Annotated in this window: 22 protein-coding genes; 8 read left to right on the top strand and 14 right to left on the bottom strand. The window is 72.5% G+C overall.

Annotated features, from left to right (window positions below; genetic code table 11):
- Positions 1–13 precede the first annotated feature (13 nt).
- A complete protein-coding gene (locus ABZ877_RS02195) occupies positions 14–1279 on the top strand; it encodes a cation:proton antiporter (RefSeq protein ID WP_361062783.1) in 1266 nt (421 codons plus the stop codon).
- 24 nt (positions 1280–1303) lie between these two features.
- Here the strand turns inward: ABZ877_RS02195 and ABZ877_RS02190 are convergent, their stop codons facing one another.
- A complete protein-coding gene (locus ABZ877_RS02190) occupies positions 1304–1813 on the bottom strand; it encodes a hypothetical protein (RefSeq protein ID WP_361062780.1) in 510 nt (169 codons plus the stop codon).
- Positions 1814–1907: 94 nt separating this feature from the next.
- Positions 1908–2807, bottom strand: coding sequence for a LysR family transcriptional regulator (locus ABZ877_RS02185; RefSeq protein WP_361062777.1), 900 nt, complete (start codon positions 2805–2807; stop codon positions 1908–1910).
- A 148-nt stretch (positions 2808–2955) separates the two neighbouring features.
- Here ABZ877_RS02185 and ABZ877_RS02180 point away from each other — a divergent pair, with 148 nt between their 5' ends.
- Positions 2956–3756 (top strand): inositol monophosphatase family protein, encoded by an 801-nt coding sequence (locus ABZ877_RS02180; protein WP_361062774.1) that lies wholly within the window; start codon positions 2956–2958, stop codon positions 3754–3756.
- A gap of 43 nt (positions 3757–3799) precedes the next feature.
- Positions 3800–4396, top strand: coding sequence for an NAD(P)-binding domain-containing protein (locus ABZ877_RS02175; protein ID WP_361062771.1), 597 nt, complete (start codon positions 3800–3802; stop codon positions 4394–4396).
- A gap of 16 nt (positions 4397–4412) precedes the next feature.
- Here the strand turns inward: ABZ877_RS02175 and ABZ877_RS02170 are convergent, their stop codons facing one another.
- Both ABZ877_RS02170 and ABZ877_RS02165 read right to left on the bottom strand, forming a co-directional pair.
- On the bottom strand, positions 4413–4922 hold the full coding sequence (locus ABZ877_RS02170) for a phosphatase PAP2 family protein (protein ID WP_361062768.1): 510 nt from the start codon (positions 4920–4922) through the stop codon (positions 4413–4415).
- A 104-nt stretch (positions 4923–5026) separates the two neighbouring features.
- Positions 5027–5497 (bottom strand): hypothetical protein, encoded by a 471-nt coding sequence (locus ABZ877_RS02165; protein WP_361062765.1) that lies wholly within the window; start codon positions 5495–5497, stop codon positions 5027–5029.
- 78 nt (positions 5498–5575) lie between these two features.
- Here ABZ877_RS02165 and ABZ877_RS02160 point away from each other — a divergent pair, with 78 nt between their 5' ends.
- The gene (locus ABZ877_RS02160; protein WP_361062762.1) at positions 5576–6427 is read left to right on the top strand and encodes an SDR family oxidoreductase; all 852 of its coding nucleotides are present in this window, start codon (positions 5576–5578) and stop codon (positions 6425–6427) included.
- Here the strand turns inward: ABZ877_RS02160 and ABZ877_RS02155 are convergent.
- Together ABZ877_RS02155 and ABZ877_RS02150 are read right to left on the bottom strand one after the other, a co-directional pair.
- On the bottom strand, positions 6421–7350 hold the full coding sequence (locus ABZ877_RS02155; RefSeq protein ID WP_361062759.1) for a PIG-L family deacetylase: 930 nt from the start codon (positions 7348–7350) through the stop codon (positions 6421–6423). The genes ABZ877_RS02160 and ABZ877_RS02155 overlap by 7 nt on opposite strands.
- A 137-nt stretch (positions 7351–7487) precedes the next feature.
- The gene (locus ABZ877_RS02150) at positions 7488–8447 is read right to left on the bottom strand and encodes a LysR family transcriptional regulator (protein ID WP_361062756.1); all 960 of its coding nucleotides are present in this window, start codon (positions 8445–8447) and stop codon (positions 7488–7490) included.
- An 82-nt stretch (positions 8448–8529) separates the two neighbouring features.
- Here ABZ877_RS02150 and ABZ877_RS02145 point away from each other — a divergent pair, with 82 nt between their 5' ends.
- The 3 genes from ABZ877_RS02145 to ABZ877_RS02135 all read left to right on the top strand — a co-directional run bounded on the left by ABZ877_RS02145 (position 8530) and on the right by ABZ877_RS02135 (position 10415).
- Complete coding sequence (locus ABZ877_RS02145; RefSeq protein WP_361062753.1) at positions 8530–9432, top strand: DMT family transporter; 903 nt, start codon at positions 8530–8532, stop codon at positions 9430–9432.
- 78 nt (positions 9433–9510) lie between these two features.
- Complete coding sequence (locus ABZ877_RS02140; protein WP_361062750.1) at positions 9511–9873, top strand: hypothetical protein; 363 nt, start codon at positions 9511–9513, stop codon at positions 9871–9873.
- A gap of 17 nt (positions 9874–9890) precedes the next feature.
- On the top strand, positions 9891–10415 hold the full coding sequence (locus ABZ877_RS02135) for an HD domain-containing protein (protein ID WP_361062748.1): 525 nt from the start codon (positions 9891–9893) through the stop codon (positions 10413–10415).
- Here ABZ877_RS02135 and ABZ877_RS02130 read toward each other — a convergent pair.
- The 6 genes from ABZ877_RS02130 to ABZ877_RS02105 all read right to left on the bottom strand — a co-directional run bounded on the left by ABZ877_RS02130 (position 10383) and on the right by ABZ877_RS02105 (position 16136).
- Positions 10383–11396 carry a pyridoxal-phosphate dependent enzyme gene (locus ABZ877_RS02130; RefSeq protein ID WP_361062745.1) on the bottom strand — a complete coding sequence of 338 codons (1014 nt, stop codon included), beginning with the start codon at positions 11394–11396 and terminating at the stop codon, positions 10383–10385. The genes ABZ877_RS02135 and ABZ877_RS02130 overlap by 33 nt on opposite strands.
- A complete protein-coding gene (locus ABZ877_RS02125) occupies positions 11354–12358 on the bottom strand; it encodes a GHMP kinase (RefSeq protein WP_361062742.1) in 1005 nt (334 codons plus the stop codon). The genes ABZ877_RS02130 and ABZ877_RS02125 overlap by 43 nt, the downstream gene beginning before the upstream one ends.
- On the bottom strand, positions 12355–13164 hold the full coding sequence (locus tag ABZ877_RS02120; protein ID WP_361062739.1) for a DUF364 domain-containing protein: 810 nt from the start codon (positions 13162–13164) through the stop codon (positions 12355–12357). The genes ABZ877_RS02125 and ABZ877_RS02120 overlap by 4 nt, the downstream gene beginning before the upstream one ends.
- Before the next feature lie 111 nt (positions 13165–13275).
- Complete coding sequence (locus ABZ877_RS02115; protein WP_361062736.1) at positions 13276–14289, bottom strand: ABC transporter substrate-binding protein; 1014 nt, start codon at positions 14287–14289, stop codon at positions 13276–13278.
- A 52-nt stretch (positions 14290–14341) separates the two neighbouring features.
- Positions 14342–15115 carry an ABC transporter ATP-binding protein gene (locus ABZ877_RS02110; RefSeq protein WP_361062733.1) on the bottom strand — a complete coding sequence of 258 codons (774 nt, stop codon included), beginning with the start codon at positions 15113–15115 and terminating at the stop codon, positions 14342–14344.
- Between the two features lies 1 nt (position 15116).
- The gene (locus ABZ877_RS02105) at positions 15117–16136 is read right to left on the bottom strand and encodes an iron ABC transporter permease (protein ID WP_361062900.1); all 1020 of its coding nucleotides are present in this window, start codon (positions 16134–16136) and stop codon (positions 15117–15119) included.
- Positions 16137–16541: 405 nt separating this feature from the next.
- Between ABZ877_RS02105 and ABZ877_RS02100 the strand changes: the two genes are divergently transcribed.
- Positions 16542–17822: an MFS transporter gene (locus ABZ877_RS02100; protein WP_361062730.1), complete on the top strand. Its 1281-nt coding sequence runs from the start codon at positions 16542–16544 to the stop codon at positions 17820–17822.
- Positions 17823–17834: 12 nt separating this feature from the next.
- On the opposite strand, the gene ABZ877_RS02095 is transcribed toward ABZ877_RS02100, so the two are convergent.
- Together ABZ877_RS02095 and ABZ877_RS02090 are read right to left on the bottom strand one after the other, a co-directional pair.
- A complete protein-coding gene (locus tag ABZ877_RS02095; RefSeq protein WP_361062727.1) occupies positions 17835–18536 on the bottom strand; it encodes a histone-like nucleoid-structuring protein Lsr2 in 702 nt (233 codons plus the stop codon).
- Positions 18533–18979, bottom strand: a complete 447-nt coding sequence (locus ABZ877_RS02090; RefSeq protein ID WP_361062724.1) for a MarR family winged helix-turn-helix transcriptional regulator — start codon at positions 18977–18979, stop codon at positions 18533–18535. Before ABZ877_RS02090 ends, ABZ877_RS02095 begins: the two co-directional genes overlap by 4 nt.
- Positions 18980–19021: the final 42 nt, after the last annotated feature.

Genomic DNA, 19021 nt, shown 5'->3' with positions numbered 1-19021 from the left:
CCGAGGAGTCACCTTGTCGACCACCGAGCTGGGTCCGGCGTTCTTCCTCGCCGTGGCCGTCATCCTCGTCACCTGCCGCCTCGTCGGCTGGTTGCTGCGCTTCCTCGGACAGCCGCCCGTGGTGGGCGAGATGGTCGCCGGCGTGGCCCTCGGCCCGTCCGTGCTCGGCCTCCTCTCCCCCGGCGCCGAGGAGGCCCTCTTCCCGCAGGAACTGCGCCCCATCCTCTACGTGGCCGGGCAGATCGGCCTCGTGGCCTTCATGTTCCTCGCGGGCTACGAGTTCCGCACGGACCGGCTGGCGTCGGTGGGCCGCACGGCGGTTCCCGTGTCGGCGGCAGGCATCGCCGCACCGCTCGTCCTCGGCGTCGGTCTCGCCACGCTCGCGCACAACCGGGTGGACATCTACCCGCCCGGCATCTCGCCGCTCGTCGGCGCGCTGTTCATCGGGGTCACCCTCGCCATCACCGCCTTTCCGATGCTGGCGCGCATCATCAACGAGCGCGGCCTCACCCACACCCGGTTCGGCTCGGTCTCGCTGGCCGCCGGCGCCCTTGACGACGCCGTGGCGTGGATTCTGCTGGCGGCGGTGCTCAGCCTGGCGGGCGGCGGGACGAGCACCTTCGTCCTGGCGGCGGCCGGCACGGTCGGACTCGGGGTGCTCCTCGCCGTGTTCGTGCGGCTGCGACCGCGAGCCCTTGACTGGGCGCGGCGGCTGACCGAGGAACACCTGCTGCTGGTGACCGTCCTCGTCCTGTTCGTCGCCGCCTGGTACACCGACCGCATCGGCCTGTACGCGGTGTTCGGCGCGTTCAGCCTCGGCGTCGCCTTCCCCCGCGACCCGGTGGTGACGCGCGCGGTGCGGGCCATCGAGCCGGTCAGCCGCATCGTGTTCCTGCCGCTGTTCTTCACGTACTCGGGGCTGAACACCGACTTCACGCTGCTGTCCGGCGGCGGGATGCTGCTGTTCACGGTGGCCTGCGTCCTGGTGGCGGTCGTCAGCAAGTTCGGTGCCTGCTGGGCGACGGCGCGGCTGCTGGGCGAGCCGCAGGACGTCGCCGTCCGCGTCGGCACGCTGATGAACGCCCGCGGCCTGATGCAGCTCATCGCCATCAACGTCGGCCTTGCCGCGGGCATCACCTCCCCGGCGCTCTTCGGCGTCCTCGTGATCGTCGCCCTGGTGACGACGGTGATGACGTCCCCGCTGCTCACCCTCTGGGACCGCCTCGACCACGGCCGGGCCCGGAAGGCGGCGTCGGTGGCGGAACCGGCGGCTGGTTGACACGAGGGGGGCGGTCGTCGCGGGTCAGGGCGCGCGCAGCAGCGAGGCATGGATACGGGTGATGGCCCGCAGCACCTCGTCCCGGTTCCTGGCCTGCTGCATCCAGGCAGGCAGCCGGGCCGTCACGGTCATCTTGCGGCCGTGGTCGTGCCAGGGGATCCCTTCACGCAGCGGCGCCTGCACGAACTGCCTGATCAGGTCGAGGTGTTGGAGGTTGTAGGCCCACACCCATCCGTGCCGGGTCTCGGTCTGCAGCCACAGGCGCGTGCGGAAGTACGGGTCTCCGGCCGGCGCGTACCAGTCGCGGTGCAGGCTGACGCGCCGACCGCTCCACTCCTTCGCCGTTCCGCACGACCGGCAGACGAGCCGCCTCGGCGCGAACAGTGCGTCGCCGGGTGCCGGGTCCTGACTTGGCGCCGGCACGACGTGCGCGATCTTGTCGCATGCCGGGCAGCGCACGAGTACGGAGGCCAGGAAGTCGTACTTGGTGCTGCGGGGGTCCCGGAAGCGTCGGGGAGCGGGGCTCGTACTCATCGCATCAGTATGGGGAGTTCGGTCCCGTGCGGCACGCAAGTTTTGCGGGAGCCGATCTGCCCCGGTACCAGGCTCTGAGCAGGGCCTCCGCACGCTAAGCCTCGTCAGCCAGTGCCTTACGGGCCAGGTCGCGGAGCCAGGTGTGGGCGGGGTCCGTGTCGTAGCGCTGGTGCCAGGACAGGTAGATCGTGGCCGGGGGGAGGTCGAGCGGCAGCGGGAGCAGGGTGAGGCCGAGGGGTGCCGCCGTGGGGCGTGCTGTCGATTCGGGGGCCGTGACGACGAGGTCGGAGTCGCGGGCGAACGCGAACGCCGTTGCTTCCGTGGGCGCGGTCGCCACGACCCGCCGGGTGAGGCCGTGCCGCGCGAGGGCGTCGTCGAGCGCGTTGCCCAGTTTCCCGCGCCGCGAGACGGTGAGGTGCTCGGCCTCGGCGTACTGCTCGGCGGTGACGGCCTCGGCCCGGGCGAGCGGGTGTTCCTGGCGTACGACCATGACGTGCCGCGTCTCGGCCACCCGCTCGGCGCGGAGGTCGGGCGCGGCCGGAGGGTTCGCGTTGGCCTCCAGGTCGACCTCGCCGCGCCGCAGCTCGGGCGTGTCACCGCTCGACTCGGCGAGGAACCGCAGCCGTACGCCCGGCGCCTGTTCACGGACGGCGGCGAGGAGCGCGGGGCCGCTCAGGGCGACCAGCGAGTCGTGCCAGCGGAGCGTGAAGGTGCGGTCGAGCGTTGTGAGGTCGAGCGCGCGGCTGGGTGCCAGCACGCCCTGGACCTGCTGCAACAGCTCGTGCACCTGCTCGCGGACGGCGATCGCGTACGGCGTCGGGGTCATGGTCCGTCCGGTGCGCACCAGGATCTGGTCGCCCGTCGTGCGCCGGATCCGGCCGAGGCTGCGGCTCATGGCGGGAGCGGTGACGTGCAGACGCTGTGCCGCTCCGGCCACGCTGCCTTCTTCGAGGAGTGCGTCGAGCGCGGCGAGCAGGTTCAGATCCAGTTGCATGGGAGTCATCCTAGCCGTGCTTTACATGCACTTGAGGTTAGCGGTGCGCCCTTCTACCTTCGAGGTGCGGACACGGAAGGCACGCGGATCATGCCTCCCCCCGCCTCCTCAACTGCCCTGCTCACCCTGCTCGGACGGGAGCACCGCCATGCCTGAACTGATCCAGACCGACGCCGACCTGCTGGCCGAGACCGTGACCGCCGTGCGCGACGCGGGCACCGTGCTGCGGGAGCGGTTCGGCGACGTGGTCCGCCACCGGACCCGCGCCGAGCTGATGCGCGCGCTCGCCGTCAACGACGACGCGGCCCTCGAAGTCCTGCGCCCGCGCCTCGCCTCCCTGCGCCCGGACGCCGGGTTCGTCGAGGACGAGCTGGCGGGTGGCGCCCTGCCGCCCGGCGAGTGGTGGGTCCTCGACCCGGCCGAGGGCAACGTCAACCACTTGCACGCCCTGCCGGAGTGGGCGGTGACGGCCACGCTCGTACGCGACAACCAGCCGGTCCTCACCGCCGTGCACGTACCGCTGACCGGTGAGACCTACACCGCGCTCGCCGGCGGCGGCGCCCACCTCGACGGCCGCCCCCTGCGCGTCTCCGACACCGCGGACCTCGGCCTGAGCCTCGTGGCGACGAGCCAGGCCAGGCCGGACGAGGACGAGGAGGTCGTGCGCCGCGTGGGCTCCTCGATCACCGCGATGCTCCTCGGCGCGCTGGTGGTGCGGACCTCCGTACCCGCCACCCTGCACCTGCTGAACGTGGCCGCCGGCCGGATCGACGCCTTCTGGCAGTTCGCCGGCGCCCGCGCGGACCTGCTCCCCGGCGCGCTGCTCGTCGCCGAGGCCGGTGGGCGGATCTCCGACGCCGAGGGCCGCCCCTGGACGACGGAGAGCGCGAGCTTCCTGGCCGCCGCGCCCGGCGTGCACGGCGAGGCCGTCACCACGCTCTCCCGCTGACTCCCCCTACGACAGCCGAACACACCGGAAGGACAACATCAGCATGACCAGGATCGCCGTACTCGGGAACGGCCGCGTCGGCGGCAGCCTCGCCCAAGCCCTCACCCGGGCCGGACACGAGGTGACCGTCGCGGACCGCTCACCAGGGACCGCCGCCGAGGCCGCCCGGACGGCGGAGGTCGTCGTCAACGCCACCCCCGGCGCCGGATCGCTGGAACGGCTCACCGCGCTCCGCGAGGAACTGCGCGGCAAGATACTCGTCGACGTCTCCAACGCCACCGTCGACGGCCCGGACGGGCTCCCGACCGCCCTGCTCCACCCCGGCTCCAGCCTCGGCGAGCTACTTCAAGAAGCGCTCCCCGACACCTACGTCGTCAAGACGCTCAACACGATGCTGTTCACGGTGATGACCGCGCCCGCCTCGCTCGTCCAGGCCCCGACCGTCTTCCTCTCCGGCGAGGACGCGGAGGCCAAGAAGGTCGTACGAGGACTCCTCGCCGACCTGGGCTGGCAGGAGCGGTGGATGACGGACCTCGGCGGGATCGAGACCGCGCGGGCGACCGAGGCCGCGATCCTGTTCGTGCCCCATGTCATCCGCGCCGACGGATTCGCGCCCTTCGCCGTCTCGATCGCCCGCTGAGGCACCACCGACCCAACTAGAGCCAGCGGCGCAGGATCAGGCCCGGGGCACGGTGGGTGAGCCAGGCGCCTGCCAGGCCGATGACGGCACCGGCGGCTACGTCGCTGGGGTAGTGGGCGCCGCTCTGCACACGTTCGACGGCCACCAGGGCGGCCGGTACGGCGCACAGAGCACCGGCGAGGGGCCACACGGCGGCGACCGCGGCCGTGAAGCCGACGGCGGCGGCCGTGTGCCCCGACGGGAAGGACGAGGAGTCGGGGCGGTCCTCCGCCTCGTCGTGCGGGAACCACTCCTTGGGTGGCCGGGGCCGGTCGGCCAACTGCTTGCACACCGCGTTGGACGCCAGTTGTGCCACGGCAACGGCGGTGAGGCCCGCGGCGGCTGCCTTGCGGCCGCGCCAGCCGCCCGCCGAAGCCATCACCACGGCCGCGCCGCACCACAGCTTGGTGCCCTCCGCCGCTTCCTCCACCGCCGACAGCGTCCGGTGAAAAGCGGGCGGGGTGCTGTCCGCAAGCCGCTGCGCCACTCTCCGGTCTGTCTCACGAATCTCTGTCATCACGCCCATGGCCTGCGAGTTTCCCGAAGATCACCGGTTATGCGCGGCGCTCTCGCCGATCGGTTCGCGCAGGTTCAGGCGGCCCGCTGCGAGGGCACGGGCTCGCCGCCTTTATGAGCACAGGCGCGCCCGGTCTCGGCGTAGGGCAAGCGCATACGGTGCACCAGGTCACGCGTCGCACGCCGGGTGAGACGACTGCGCCAGGAGACGTCGGGGTAGCACGCGCGCAGGTGGGCGACGGCGCGCATCCCCAGACCGCTGTCCTGCAGCGGCGAGGCGACGTACATCTCCGTGATCACGCCGCTCGCGCACTGTTCGCACACCTCGTAGGTGAGCTGGCCGACGATGCGGCGCGTGTACACGAGCAGCAGGCTGTCGGCGGAGGCGGCAGGCGCGGGCGAGTGCACGATCTCCACGTCGCGGTAGGCGAGCAGCCGCCGGTGCAGCTTGCCGCGCCGTCGGCGCGCCCGGGCGTGCCGTGAGGCGTTGCGCCCGGGAAGCGCGCGTGCGAACGAGGTCGGCGCCGCTGCGAGTGTCTCAAGCATGCGAGCCGACTACCCCCGCGACATGACCTCAATCGACGCGCCTGCCCCCGCGGCTTACCATGCACAAAAAGGAGCACCATGACCATTAATGAAGACTCCCCTCAGTACGCCACGGGTACGGCCCTCGTGACCGGTGCCTCCTCGGGCATCGGCGCGGCCTACGCGCGACGACTCGCCGCGCGCGGCCACGACCTCGTGCTGGTGGCCCGCCGCGCGGAGCGCCTGAAGACGCTGGCCGCGCAGGTGTCCGAGGAGCACGGCGTACGGGTGGACACCCTCGTCGCGGACCTGAGCGACACCGGCGACCTGGACCGGGTGGTCGCGCGGGCCGCCGGTGACGACATCGGCATGGTGGTCAACAACGCGGGCATCAACGGCTACGGCCCCTTCGCCGAGACCGACCCCGCCCTCCTGGAGAAGGTGATCGCCGTCAACGTCGTGGCGGTCACCCGGATCGCGCGCGCGGCCGTACCGGGGATGCTGGCCCGGGGCCGCGGCACCGTCGTGAACGTGGCGTCCACCCTCGCCTTCGCGGGCTCGCTGCCGCCGGACCCGCTGCCGACCCGGGCGGTCTACGGAGGGACCAAGGGGTACGTGGTCACCTTCAGCCGCACCCTCGCCGCCGAGCTGACCCCGTCGCCGGTCCGTGTGCAGGTGCTGTGCCCCGGGCTGACCGCGACCGAGTTCCACCTCACCCAGGGTCAGGAGCCGGTGGGCGGTGCGGAGGCGCGCGTGCACGACGACGGGGGCATGCCCGTCGAGGACGTGGTGACCGCGTCGCTCAGGGCGCTGGAGACCGGCGAGGTCGTATGTGTGCCGGGGCTGGTCGACGGCGCGGCGGTGGACCGCGTCACCGCGGCCGAGACCGGACTCCGCGCCTCGGCCACCAGCACGCTCGCCCCGCGCTACGCGCAGGGGTCTCGTCAATAGCCCCGGCCCGCCTTGTAGTTGGACGGCAGCTCGAAGACGAACTCGCGCGGGTCGCTGTACGCCTGCTCCATCAGCACCGGCACGCTGTGGTAGCCGGTCGTGTAGAGGTTCCGGTTCGGGTCCCACGTGTTGTACGCGAGGATCGCCGCCTGCTTCTTCTTCATGTGCGAGGCAGGGATGTCGACCACGTAGTCCGCGCCGCGGTCACGCTTGTCGCGGCTGTACGCCTCGTAGGTGTAGATGTGGTTGAAGCGGACGTCCTTCAGCTCGCCGTTCTTCTTCAGGAAGTAGGCGGCGTCGCTGCACGCCTTGTGCGTGGCGTTCGGGGGCCACTCCCCCGGCTTGGTCGTGTCGAGCCAGCCCGCGGTGAACTTGTGCGAGGCGCCCGGGTACTGCTCGATGAGCTGGCGGACCTTGCCCCGGATCTTGTTGACGAGGGCCGTGTACTCCTCCGGCGTGCCGTAGGCGTCGTCGCCGAGCTTGAAGTTGATGACCTTGTCGACGCCGAGGGCCTTGGCCGAGAGCATGAACTCCGACGTGCGGGCGGAGACCACCTCGGGTGTGTCGCCCGTGTCCTGCCACCCCAGCTTGTGGTAGTGGCCGGGCGCCGAGCACCTGTCACCGAGGTCGCAGGGGTTCTTGTCGAGGGCCTGCGCGATGCCGCCGTTCTCGCCCTTGGTGACCAGGACCAGATAGACGGGTCTCCCGGCGGCCTTGTGCTCCAGGATCGTGCCGGCCATGCCGATCGCCTCGTCGTCCTGGTGGGGCGAGTAGAAGATCGCGGGTGCCGCCGCCGCGGCGGCGCCCGTGCTGCCCACGGTGGAGTGGAGCGCGACGCCCGCGGCGGTCAGACCGGCGGCGGTCAGCACCGATCGCCGGGAAGGACCGGCGGGTACGGCGTCGTGGTGCGGGGTTGCGGACATGCGGCGACTCCAGGTCTCGTCGGGTCACACGCGGCTCCCGACCGGTCCTGCGCGGGTCCGGCCGGGCGCGGCGGCTGTGTGTACCGCCAACCTCGCAGGGCCCGTTCCCGTCCCGCTAACGTCTCGCTTCCGTACCGCTACCGTCGGTCGGCCCCGAACCGCTCGGGCCGGGCGTGGAGTTCGCCTGCCTGCGTGGCGCCGCCAGGCCGACGCCCGGTTCTCGTACCGGAGACCAGCTCCTCCAGCAGTTCGACGGTGCGCCGCACCGCGGGGTGCCGCGCCACCGACTCCTTCACCGCGACGCTGAGGCGGCGGACCGGGGTGGGGGACACCAGCGCGACGGTCGTCAGGCCGTCCGGCAGCTGGCCGATGGCGAGCGCCGGTACCACCGTCAGGCCGATGCCCGTCGCCACGAAGGACATCGCGGTCCGGTAGTCGTGCGTCTCCACCACGAAGCCCGGGGAGAACCCGGCCTGCGCGCAGGCGTTGAGAAGCACCTGACGGCAGGTGCCTTCGTGGAGGTCGTTGTCGACCCAGTGCCGCTCGGCGAGGTCCGCGAGCGGTACCTCCGGCAGACCGGCGAGCGGATCGTCGGCGCGGACGACGGCGACGTAGGGGTCCTCGGCGAGCCTGTGCACGCGGACGGCCCCCGGGTGCTCGGCGCCGGACTCTTCCACGAAGATGTCCACGTCCGGCTCGCCCTGCGTGTACTCGGTGAGCAGCAGGTCCAGCCGTAGCTCCGGGAACTCGGCCCGCAGCGCGGCGACGGCCGGCGCCAGCAGCGCGGAGCCCGCCGAGCTGAAGTAGCCGATCGAGAGGCTGCCCACGCGACCGGCGCGCAGATCCCCGACCACGCGCTCGACCCGGCCGAACGCCTCGAACAGCGTGTCGGCCTCGGCGGCGAGGATCCGGCCGGCCGCGGTGGGCTCGATGCCGCGGCCCGACCGTTCGAACAGGCGCAGGCCGGTCTCCCGCTGGAGTGTGGCGAGTTGCTGGCTGACGGCGGAGGGCGTGTAGCCGAGCGCGGCGGCGCTCGCCCGGATCGAACTCGTCGCGACGACCGCCCGCAGGACGCGGAGCCGTGGGATGTCCAGCATGAGCGCACTGTACAGCGATGCTTAACACACGTACAGAACTCGTCGCTTGTCCTTCACATACGGTGCGGCCGACGATGGCCGGGTGACCGATCTTCGCGAGACAGCCCCGCCCACCGCCCCCGTCAGCACGCACCTCGGAAGGACCGCGGCCGCCGCCGGACTCGCGGTCGCGCTCTGGGCCTCGGCGTTCGTCGCCATCCGGGGCATCGGGCACGCCCTCTCCCCCGCGCCGCTGGCGCTGCTGCGCCTCGGCGTCGCGGCCGCCACGCTCACGGTGCTCGCGGTGGCCAGGCGGTCGGTCCGGGTCCGTCTGTCCCGCACGGCGTTCCTGCTGATCGCCGCCTACGCCGTGCTGTGGCTCGCCGGGTACACCGTCGCCCTCAACGCGGGCGAGCAGCACGTCGACGCCGGGACCGCGGCCCTCCTGGTGAACCTCGCGCCGCTCCTCGTCGCGGTCGCCGCCGGGAAGTTCCTCGGCGAACCCTTCTCCCGCTCGCTGATCGCCGGTTCGCTCGTCGCGCTGGGCGGCACCGCGATCATCGCGGCCGGGGCGACCGCGCAGCGCGACTGGGCGGGCGTCCTGCTGTGCCTCCTGGCCGCCGTCCTCTACGCCGCGGGCGTCATGGTGCAGAAGGTCACCCTGCGCCACGTCGACGGCTTCACCGCGATCTGGCTGGGCTGCGTCGTCGCGACGGCGGTCCTGCTGCCCTGGGCGCCGCAGCTCGTCGGCGAGTTGCGGGTGGCGTCCGGCGGGGCCGTGCTGGGCGCCGTCTACCTTGGCGTGTTCCCCACAGCGATCGGCTTCACCGCCTGGGCCTACGCGCTGCGCCGCATGGACGCCGGCCGTCTCTCCGCCGTCACGTACGCCGTTCCGGCCGTGTCGGTGCTGCTGTCGTGGCTGCTGCTCGCCGAGATCCCGACGGCGTACGGCCTTGTCGGCGGCGCGCTCTGCCTGGCCGGCGTCGCCCTGTCACGTCGGCGGTGATCCTCGCGCGGGCGGTCGGCCGGGGCGTGGCCTCACAAGGGGTCACGCCCCGACGTCCGCAGGAGGCAGAATCACCGCATGACAAAGCTGCCGGTACGGTCGGTTCGTCGTCCCTCCTCTGATTCCGTGCTGTCGTTGTGGTCGCAGGACTCCGTGCTGTCGATCGGCTCGGTGGGCTCGGTCCTGTCCGTCGGGTCCGTCGGCTCGGCCCTGTCGGTCGGCTCGATCGGGAGCGCCCTGTCGGTCGGCTCCATAGGGTCCGCGCTGTCCCTGATCTCCACCGGATCGTGGCTGAGCACGGCGTCCCTGTTCTCGGCGCAGTCCCGCTGGTCGGTGCTGTCCTGGCGCTCCTCGCACAAGTCGCTGACCATGGGGGCGGCGGTCGGAGCGGGCACAGCGGGCCTTCTGCTGCTCGCCCGTGCGCGGACCCGGACCCGCTGAAGGACGAAAGGCGCCCCATGAACTCCGTCGAGGACGTCGACGCGCTGGCCGCGCGTGCGCACCACGGACAGGTCGACAAGGTCGGCGTGCCCTACATCGAGCATGTGCGGGCGGTCGCCGCCGGGCTCGTGCCCTTCGGCGAGGAGCTCGTCATGGCCGGTCTCCTGCACGACGTCCTGGAGGACACCGACTGGACCGCCGAGGGGCTGCTCGGCGCCGGGGTGCCGGCCGGAGTCGTGGACATCGTGCGGGTTGTCACCAATCAAGCCGGGACGGAGTACGCGGAGAAGGTCCGCCGGATCACCGGCGACCCGCGCGCCACCCTCGTGAAGATCGCCGACAACGCGCACAACTCCCGCCAGGACCGGGCCGCGCGGCTGCCCCGGGACGAACAGGAGCGCCTGGCCGCCAAGTACCGTGCCGCGCGTGCCGTGTTGTGGGCGGCGGCCGACCCGCGGGACGTCGAGACGATCGTGCGCGTCGTCAATCCGTCCCTCCTCGACGACGGGCTACCTCAGGACCGCCTCCTCCGGCGCGGGTGAGCCGTCCCAGCGCATACGGGACCAGGGGAGCGCCAGTTCGTCCGTGCCGCGCACCTGTCGCGGGGCCAGGTCCTCGATACGGGACGCCTCCTGGTGGCGGGCGAAGACCGTGTCCACGTAGCGGTGGCCGGTGTCGGCGGCGATGAACACAGCGGTGCGTCCCGGGTCCTCGCGGCGCTCCCAGCGGGCGGCGAGGTAGGCGGCCCCGGTGGACAGTCCCGCGAAGACGGCGTGCCGGCGCAGCAGGTCGACGCTGCCGGTGAGGGCCGCGTCGAAGGAGAGCCAGTGCAGGACGTCGTAGAGGTCGTGGCGGACGTTGCCGAACGGGATCGAGCTGCCGATGCCCGCGATGATGATCTCCGGATCGGCGACGTGCGCGCTGCCGAAGGTGACGCTCCCGTACGGCTGGACGCCGGCCAGTCGTACGTCGGCGGAGCGTTTGCGCAGGTAGTGGGTGAGGGCGCCGGTGGACGCCCCGGAGCCCACTCCCCCGGCGAAGGTGAGCGGCGCGTCGCCGGTCAGCGTGTGGATGTGGTCGGCCACGGCTTCGTAGCCGAGGTAGTGGATGGCGTCGTGGTACTGGCGCATCCAGTGGTGGTCCGGGTGGTCCCGCAGGATCTCGCGGACACGGGCGACGCGGCGGTCCTGGTCGAGCTTGAGGCTGCTGCTGGGCGGCATCTGCTCCAGCCGCGCGCCGAGGATGCCGAGTTGGGTGCGCAGGGTGTGGTCGACGGTGGTGGAGCCGACGATGTGGCAGCGCATGCCGTAGCGGTGGCAGGCCAGGGCGAGGGCGTAGGCGTAGATGCCGCTGGAGCTGTCGACCAGGGTGTCGCCGCGCCGTACGGCCCCGGTGTCGAGCAGGTGGCGTACGGCGGCCAGGGCGGAGACGACCTTCATCGTCTCGAAGCGCAGGCACAGGAGGCCGTCGTCGAGGCGTATCAGGTCCGGGCGGCTGATGGCTTCCGAGATGTGTTCGTCCACGTGTACTCCTCGGTCGTGGGGCTCGCGGCGGTGGTGAAGGTCCTGGTCGGGGTGATGCCCTCGGCGGCCAGGGCGCGGGCGCAGCGGCGCAGTCTGTGGCGCAGTCCTGGGGTGCGGGGGTCGTAGAGGAGGCCGGCGACGTTGCCGCTGTGGGCGATCTGGACGCCGGCGGCGCCCGTGCGGTCGGCGATGCGGGTGAGCGCGGGGAACTCCTCGTGGCGCAGGACGCGTTGGCGCAGGCGGGCGCTGGCGGTGCTGACCCGGCCGAGCAGGGCGGTGTCGGCGTCGGTGACCGCGCGGCGCAGCATGCGGCGCAGGTGTGCGTAGGCGGCGAGGTCGTCGTCGTACGGCCGGGTGGGGAGGGAGAGGGTGTCGACGGGTGCGCCGCCGCCGAGCGCACACCCGACCACGACGGCGGGCGGCAGCGCGGAGCCCAGTGTTTCGAGGACGCGGCCCTCGCGCTGGGCGAAGAGCAGGGGGCGCGCCCCGTGCATGAGGGGGTCGCTGGCGCCTTCGGCGCGGACCGCGATGCGGGCGATCGTGACCGGTGGCAGCAGTACGCCGCAGGAGTCGGCGACCGCCCGTACGGTGGCGATGACGTCGCTGGTGGAGGAGCCCATGCCGAGGCCGATGGGGAGGTTCCCGGTGAGGGTCAGCTCGCCGCCGTACGGCTCCGGGCCGTGGTGTGCGGCGCATTCCCGGAGCGCGAGGACGGCGGCCGTCCGCGCCTTGTCGCGGCCCGCGGGCACCACCGTCACCTCGTCCGGTGAGGCGCCGGGGTGCTGGGTGAAGCGGGCGGTGCTGCCGGGCCCGTCGACCGGGAGGGTGACGAGCGCGTGGACGGGGCGGCGCCGCTCGTCGAGGAAGACGCCTTGCAGGATCTCGCCGTGGTGGCAGGCGGCGCGTCCGGTCCCCTGTCTCGTACGGGCGGCGGTCCGCGGCGGGCGGGTGGCGGCCGTCATGCGCGGGCCGTCGCACGGTAGCGGTAGAGGGTGGTGGCCTCGGCGCTGAACTGCGAGAAGGGGAAGGGCTCCGCGGACAGGGCGGTCACGCCGTGGCCGAGGAAGGCACGCGCCACGGCGCTGCCGGTCTGGGCGTAGACGACCAGGGGTACGCCGCGTTCGCGACATCGTGCCAGGACGGTGTCGAAGCTGCCGTTGCTGAGGGTCATGCCGGTGGCGACGACCGCGTCGGCGGTGTCGAGGACCTCGTGCATGTCGTCGGTGACGGGGTCGCCCCACTGGGTGGTGCGCAGGTTGAAGTCGCAGAGCAGGGGGTCGCCGCCGCGCTCGCGGATGGCCGCGACGAGCGGGTTGACCACCCCGATGAGGCCGACCTTGGCCCCGGCGTCGATGTCGAGGAGTCCGGCGATGGCCGCGTCCCGGGCCAGTGCGCGGGTCTCGGGGGTTCCGGCGGGCAGGGTGACCGGTTCCGCCCCGGGCGCGTCCCGGTGCGGGCGGACGGAGCCGAGGTAGGCGTCGAGCGCGGCGATCCGCAGCGGCCGGGGCCCTTCGCGCAGCAGCGTGTCGACGGGGGCGCCGGAGGCGTCACGGCACAGCGACGCGTCGACCTCGCCGGCCTCGAAGGCGCAGCCGCCGAAGGAGTGGCCGAGGCGGACGAGGAGGTACTGGTTGAGGTAGGTGGTGTCGCCGCCGGCCAGCCGTGTGCCGTGGTGCGCCCAGAACACGCTGGTCGCGACGAGGTCGGCGGGGCGGGGTCCGTGGTCGCCCGCCAGGACGGCGGCCAGGAGTTCGTCGGTGTTCTTCATCGCTGTCCTCGTGTCGATTGCGGTGGGCGGGCGGGGCGTGGGGCGGTTCATGCGGTCCTTGGGATGGGGCGAGGGCGGCCCTTGAGAAGGGAGTTCACGTCTGGCGGTGGTTCATCGTCCGAGTCCGCGGAGGTACGTGGCGAGCTTCTCCAGGCCGTCGATGTTGCGCGGGCCGCTGATGCCCTCGTTGTAGTCGAGGACGAAGAAGTTGTTCTTCCTCACGGCGGGGAGTTCCCTGGTGTGCGGGGACTTCTTGAGGAAGTCGATCTTCTTCTTGGCGGGCAGGTCGCCGTAGTCGAGGATGACGACGACCTCGGGCTCCGCCTCGGTGACGGCCTCCCAGTTGACCTGCGTCCAGCGCTCGTCGAGGCCGTCGAAGACGTTCCGGCCGCCCGCCGCCTTGATCATGTCGTTGGGCGGCACCTGGTTGCCCGCGGTGAACGGCTGGTCGGTGCCGGAGTCGTAGAGGAAGACGGGCACCCGTTTCCCTGCCGGGGCCTTCGCCTCGACCGCCGCCACCCGCTTCTTCAACCCGTCGACCACCTGCGCGGCCTTCTTCTCGACCCGGAAGATCCTGCCCAGTCTCTCGAAGTCGGTGTACAGGGCCTCGAAGGGGGTCTTCCGCTCCGGGTGGCGCGGGTAGTTGAAGCAGCTCTCCGTGTGCATGAAGCTCTGGATGCCGAGCTTGTCCAGGATCTCGGGGGTGATGCCGCGCTCGTCCTTGAACCCGGAGTTCCAGCCGGCCACGACGAAGTCGGACTTGGCCTCGACCACGACCTCCTTGTTCAGGAGGTCGTCGCTGAGCATCTTCACCTTCGCGTACTCCGACGCCCAGGGCGACTCGCTCACCGGAGGGTTCGCGGGCGGCATCACATAGCCGTACACGTGGTCGGTGAGGCCGAGCGCGAACAGCTTGTCCGCGCTGCCGCCCTCGTAGGCGACGGCCCGCTCGGGCACGGTGTACCGCACCGGTTCGCCGCAGCGGTTCACGGTGACCTTGCCGCCCGCCTTGGCGTCGTCGGACGTGACGTCGGCGCCGCAGCCGCTGAGCGCCAGGACCGCCGCGAGAGCGGAGCCGAGGGCGGCGGCCCGGCGGGGCGTGGTGAGGTCATGAGGGGTGCGCATGGATGCGTGATGCCTTTCGAGAGGTCGGATCGGGTCAGCGCGTCGGGTCGGGTCAACGGGTCGGGTCGAGCGAGTACAGGAGCTGCGGGTCGCCGGTCAGCGGGTGCGGTACGACGCTGGCCCTGACGCCGAAGACGTCGTCGACGAGCTGGGGCGTGAGCACGTCAGCAGGTGCGCCGGAGGCGACCAGGCGGCCCCGGGAGAGGACGCCGAGCCGGTCGCAGGCGGCCGCGGCGAGGTTGAGGTCGTGCAGGACGACGAGGACGGTGAGCCCCGAGCCGCGCAGCAGCGACAGGAGGTCGACCTGGTGGCGGACGTCGAGGTGGTTGGTCGGCTCGTCCAGGACGAGGATGCTCGGCTCCTGCACGAGAGCGCGGGCCAGCAGGACGCGTTGCCGCTCGCCGCCCGACAGCGTGAGGACGCCGCGGTGGGCGAGGTGTCCGATGTCGAGCCGGTCCATCGCCCGCGCGCACAGGTCGCGCTCCCGGTCGCCGAGCGCCTGGTTGCCCCGGAGGTGGGGCGCGCGGCCGAGGGCGACGACCTCCTCGACCGTGAAGTCGAAGTCGACGCCACCGTCCTGGGTCATCGCGGCGACGGCGCGGGCGGTGTGCCGCAGCGGAAGGCGGGGCAGCTCCTCTCCGTCCAGCCGGACGGTTCCCGAGGTGGGGCGCAGCGCCCGGTACACGCAACGCAGGGCGGTGGACTTGCCGCTGCCGTTGGGGCCGACGAGCCCCACGACCTGGCCGTCCGGCACGTCGAGGGAGAGTTCGCGTACGAGGGCCTTGCCGTCCGTCACCACGGAGAGCCGGTCGAGTTCCAGGCGCATGTCAGCGTCCCCCGAAGGTGTAGCCGCGGCGGCGCATCAAGGTGAGGAAGACCGGGACTCCGACGAGCGCGGTGATGACCCCGAGGGGCAGTTCGCGCGGCGCGGCCAGGGTCCGTGCGGCCAGGTCGACCCACACCATGAAGACCGCTCCGGCCAGGGGTGCCACCGCGAGGACGCGGGCGTGCGGGGCACCGACGACCATCCGCACCACGTGCGGCATGACGAGGCCGACGAAGGCGACGGCTCCGCTGACCGCGACCATGACGCCGGTGACGAGCGAGACGATGACCAGCAGCACCTTGCGGTGCCGGTCGGCATCGAGGCCGAGGCTCGCGGCGGTCTCGTCGCCGAGGGAGAGGACGTCCAGCGCCCGCCCGTACCGGTGCAGGACGAGGAGTCCGGACAGGACCACGAAGGACACGACGGGCAGCGCGCCCCAGGTCGCGGCGCCGAAGCTGCCCATGGTCCAGTACAGGACCATGCTCGTGGCCTCGCTGTCCGGCGCGAAGTAGATGATCAGGCTCATGACAGCCTGGAAGCCCAAGGACAGGGCCACGCCGGTGAGGACGAGGCGCAGGGGCGACAGCGCGCCCCGCCTTGACGCGGCCACGTAGACCAGGAGGGAGGCTAGGAGCGCACCGGTGAAGGCGCCCGCGGAGACGGCGTAGACACCGAGTGCGGCGAACCCTCCGGTGACCGTGACGGCGACGGCGCCGACGGAGGCGCCCGACGAGACGCCGAGGACGAAGGGGTCGGCCAGCGCGTTGCGCACCATGGCCTGGATCGCGACGCCGACCGCGCTCAGTCCGGCGCCCACCAGCGCCGCGAGGAGCACGCGCGGGGTCCGGATCTGCCAGATGATCTGATACGTCGTCACTTCGTCCGCGTCGATGCGGCCCCCGCTGAGCGCCGCCCACAGATGGCGTGCCGTCTCAGCCGGGCCGATGACGGCGGGGCCGAGCCCGATCGCGACGACGACGGACACGAGGAGCAGCGCGGTCAGCACCGCGCAGGTGAGCAACAGCGCCTTCCGGGACGCGAATCGGCTCCGCCCGGCCGCGGGCGACCGGGGCGCGGACGCCTCGGCCGGGTCGACCGTGTCCCCGTCGGCCGCGTTCCCGTCGGCGGCCGGCGGGGAGGTCGTGGGCACGGGCATGTGCGGCACCTTCGCTTTCTCTGGATCATGTCCGTCGGACGGGGCTCGGGCATGCGGATTCAGCGCTGCGGGCAGCGCGGAACGGCATGCGGAACAGGGCGCACGCCCCTCGCGGGGCGGCGACGAACAGCACTCTAATGGAAATGATTATCACTGCGATAGTGTGCTCCCGCTGCCGCGCCGACATGAGCGCGAGCGCACCGGCTCCGCCGCTCAACCACGCTGCCGGACAAGGACCTTGCCCCCCCGACACGACAGGAGTGCCTCCTCGTGCCCACCCCCTCCGCCACCCCCCTCGCCACCGAGACCCCACCCCGCACCAACCGATCGATCCTGCGCGACCTGGCCTTTCTCCGCCTCTGGACGGGCGCCACCGCGTCGGGCCTCGCCACCTGGGCCCTGCCCTTCGTCCTCGGCCTCGCCGTCTTCGACCGGGCCCTGGCCGCCACGGACCTCGGGCTGCTGCTCGCCGCGCGCACGGTGGGATTCCTGGCCGCGGTGCCCGTGGCCGGAGTCCTGGCCGACCGGCACTCCCGCCGGGGCGTCGTGCTGTGGGCGGGGCTCGCCGCCGGAGCCGCGGCGCCGGTCATAGCCGCTGGACTGGACCGCTCGGTCCTCCTGATGGCGGCCGCCGCCGCGGTGGCGGGAGCGGGCCAGGGCGCCTGCAGGCCCGCCTACCAGGCCCTGATCGCCGAGGTCGTCGACGCCGGGCGGAGGCAGCAGGCCAACGCCGCCATGACCCTCGCGGTACGCGTGACCACACTGGTGGGCCCTTCCCTCGCGGCGCTGCTCGCCGTCGTCCTGGACACCCGGGCGCTGCTGGTGGGCATCGGGCTGCTGTGGCTGGTCGCGGCTCTCGTCCCCGGGCGGGGCGCGCGTCCGGGAACCGCCGCGACCGCAATCACTGCCGGGGCGAGCAGGGCGTCTTTCGTGAGCGAGTTCGCCGAGGGCGTCCGTGAGGCGCGCAGGCACCCGTGGTTCCTCGCCGGTCTCGGCGCGCTCACCGCCGTCATCGCCACCGGCTACTCGGCGACCGGCGTCGCCCTCCCCCTGGTCAGCCGCGACGCGTACGGCACCGAGGTCGTCCTCGCGGGCGCGATGACCGCCTACACCGCCGGAGCGCTGGCCGGTGCGCTGCTCATCGCCCGCTGGCGCCCCCGCTCCCCGGGCCGGGCCGCCCTGGCCGGTCTGGCCGCCTACGGGTTCGCCCCGCTCAGCCTCGTCCTGCCCGTGCACCCGGTCGTCGTGATGGCGGCCTACGCGGTCGCGGGCATCGGCATCGAACTGTTCAACGTGCCCTGGTTCACCGCCGCCCAGCGCGAAGTCGCCCCCGACAAACTGGCCCGGGTCTCCTCCCTGGACTTCCTGCTCTCCTACGGCCTCGCCCCGGTCGGCCTCGCCGTCATCGCGCCCGCCATCGACACGTTCGGCGCCACTCCAGTCCTGGTGGGGTGCGCGACGATCTGCTTCGCGGCACCGGCGGCCGCGGCGCTGGTGCCGAGCGCCCGCACGTTCTCGGCCTCGCCCGCGCGGGGCGCCGCCGAGCGTTGAGGACCGGCCGGGTCAGTTGTCCCCGGTGGCTTGCTCGTACGCCTGCCGTACCGCGGCCGGGACCCGTCCGCGCGCGGGTACGGCGTAGCCGTTGGCGCGGCCCCATACGCGGATGGCGCCCAGGTCGACGGGTGGTGTTGGCGAGGGCATGGGCGGACTCCACTGGTCGAGGTCGGACGGCTCGAAACCGATGTCGCCCTCCAAGAGGTCTCCGGGGAACTGCGGGACCGCCGTCTCCCCGCTCAGTACGGAGGTCAGGAACGCGGTGAGGCTTCCGTCGAAGACGAACCAGCGGGGGCCGCGCGCTTCGTTGACGGCGACGGTCCACGCGTCCGGCCGCTCCCGCGGATCGGTCACCCAAAACAGGCGCTCGCCGTTGTCGGTGCCGCCGCAGGGCAGCAGGAGCGCCGCGTCGACGGGAGGCGGGCAGATGCCCTGGGCCTCGTCCGCCCTCACCTGCTCGCGGAGCAGGTCGGCGGCGGGGCCCACGAGGCTGACGTGGACGGACGTGTGGCGGGGGTCGTGGATCCACAGGTAACCGGCGAAGCAGCCGGGGTCGTAGGTGGCGGTGAGGTGTTTGTAGTCGCTGGGGAGAGAGATGCCCAGAGTCGCCTCCACGCGCACCCAGTCGACCGGTGGCTGACGGGTGGCGGGCGGCGGGACGAGCCGCGTGAGGCGTTCAAGGGGGCTGGGCGATGGATACGCGTCCGTCATTTCTGCTGCCCCTGCCCGTCCGCCTCCAGGTTCGCGCGGAGCGTCGCCAGGGTGGAGGCGAGGCGTTCGAGGTCGTCGGCGGGGATGCCCTCGGTGAGCGAGGTGAGCGTGGCCGCCACCACGGGCCGGGCGGCGGTGAGCGCCTCCCTGCCCTCGGGCGTCAGCTCCAGCACGGAGGAGCGGCGGTCCTGCGGGTGCGGGACGCGGGTGCACCAGCCCGCGGCGACCAGCCGGTCCACCGCCTTGCTGACGGCCCCCACCGTGATCGCCACGTCGTTGACGATGTCGAGGACGCGGCAGCCCGGGATCGCGTCGATGATCTGCAGGAACTCGAACTCGCCCAGACCGAGGCCGCGTTCGGCGCGCAAGCGGGCGCTGACCGCGTTGTAGAGCCGGGTCTCCACGCGCACCAGGTCGGTGAAGAGCGGCGTGATGTGGATCACAGAGCCTCCGTTAGATTCCTGGGAATCCTCTTCCTCGGAAGG

Origin of the sequence: Streptomyces sp. NPDC046939 (genome assembly GCF_040644575.1) — a bacterium.
Classification (GTDB): domain Bacteria; phylum Actinomycetota; class Actinomycetes; order Streptomycetales; family Streptomycetaceae; genus Streptomyces.
Note: the sequence above shows the minus strand (reverse complement) of the source record. Positions and strands in the feature narration are given on the sequence as shown.

Bases quoted from the DNA above. Each gene is read 5' to 3' on its own strand.
- ABZ877_RS02160 (WP_361062762.1), top strand. From the start codon at position 5,576: ATGACCATTAATGAAGACTCCCCTCAGTACGCCACGGGTACGGCCCTC.
- ABZ877_RS02135 (WP_361062748.1), top strand. From the start codon at position 9,891: ATGAACTCCGTCGAGGACGTCGACGCGCTGGCCGCGCGTGCGCACCAC.
- ABZ877_RS02185 (WP_361062777.1), bottom strand. From the start codon at position 2,807: ATGCAACTGGATCTGAACCTGCTCGCCGCGCTCGACGCACTCCTCGAA.
- ABZ877_RS02190 (WP_361062780.1), bottom strand. From the start codon at position 1,813: ATGAGTACGAGCCCCGCTCCCCGACGCTTCCGGGACCCCCGCAGCACC.
- ABZ877_RS02175 (WP_361062771.1), top strand. From the start codon at position 3,800: ATGACCAGGATCGCCGTACTCGGGAACGGCCGCGTCGGCGGCAGCCTC.
- ABZ877_RS02155 (WP_361062759.1), bottom strand. From the start codon at position 7,350: ATGTCCGCAACCCCGCACCACGACGCCGTACCCGCCGGTCCTTCCCGG.
- ABZ877_RS02165 (WP_361062765.1), bottom strand. From the start codon at position 5,497: ATGCTTGAGACACTCGCAGCGGCGCCGACCTCGTTCGCACGCGCGCTT.
- ABZ877_RS02115 (WP_361062736.1), bottom strand. From the start codon at position 14,289: ATGCGCACCCCTCATGACCTCACCACGCCCCGCCGGGCCGCCGCCCTC.
- ABZ877_RS02140 (WP_361062750.1), top strand. From the start codon at position 9,511: ATGACAAAGCTGCCGGTACGGTCGGTTCGTCGTCCCTCCTCTGATTCC.
- ABZ877_RS02120 (WP_361062739.1), bottom strand. From the start codon at position 13,164: ATGAAGAACACCGACGAACTCCTGGCCGCCGTCCTGGCGGGCGACCAC.
- ABZ877_RS02150 (WP_361062756.1), bottom strand. From the start codon at position 8,447: ATGCTGGACATCCCACGGCTCCGCGTCCTGCGGGCGGTCGTCGCGACG.
- ABZ877_RS02180 (WP_361062774.1), top strand. From the start codon at position 2,956: ATGCCTGAACTGATCCAGACCGACGCCGACCTGCTGGCCGAGACCGTG.
- ABZ877_RS02110 (WP_361062733.1), bottom strand. From the start codon at position 15,115: ATGCGCCTGGAACTCGACCGGCTCTCCGTGGTGACGGACGGCAAGGCC.
- ABZ877_RS02125 (WP_361062742.1), bottom strand. From the start codon at position 12,358: ATGACGGCCGCCACCCGCCCGCCGCGGACCGCCGCCCGTACGAGACAG.
- ABZ877_RS02095 (WP_361062727.1), bottom strand. From the start codon at position 18,536: ATGACGGACGCGTATCCATCGCCCAGCCCCCTTGAACGCCTCACGCGG.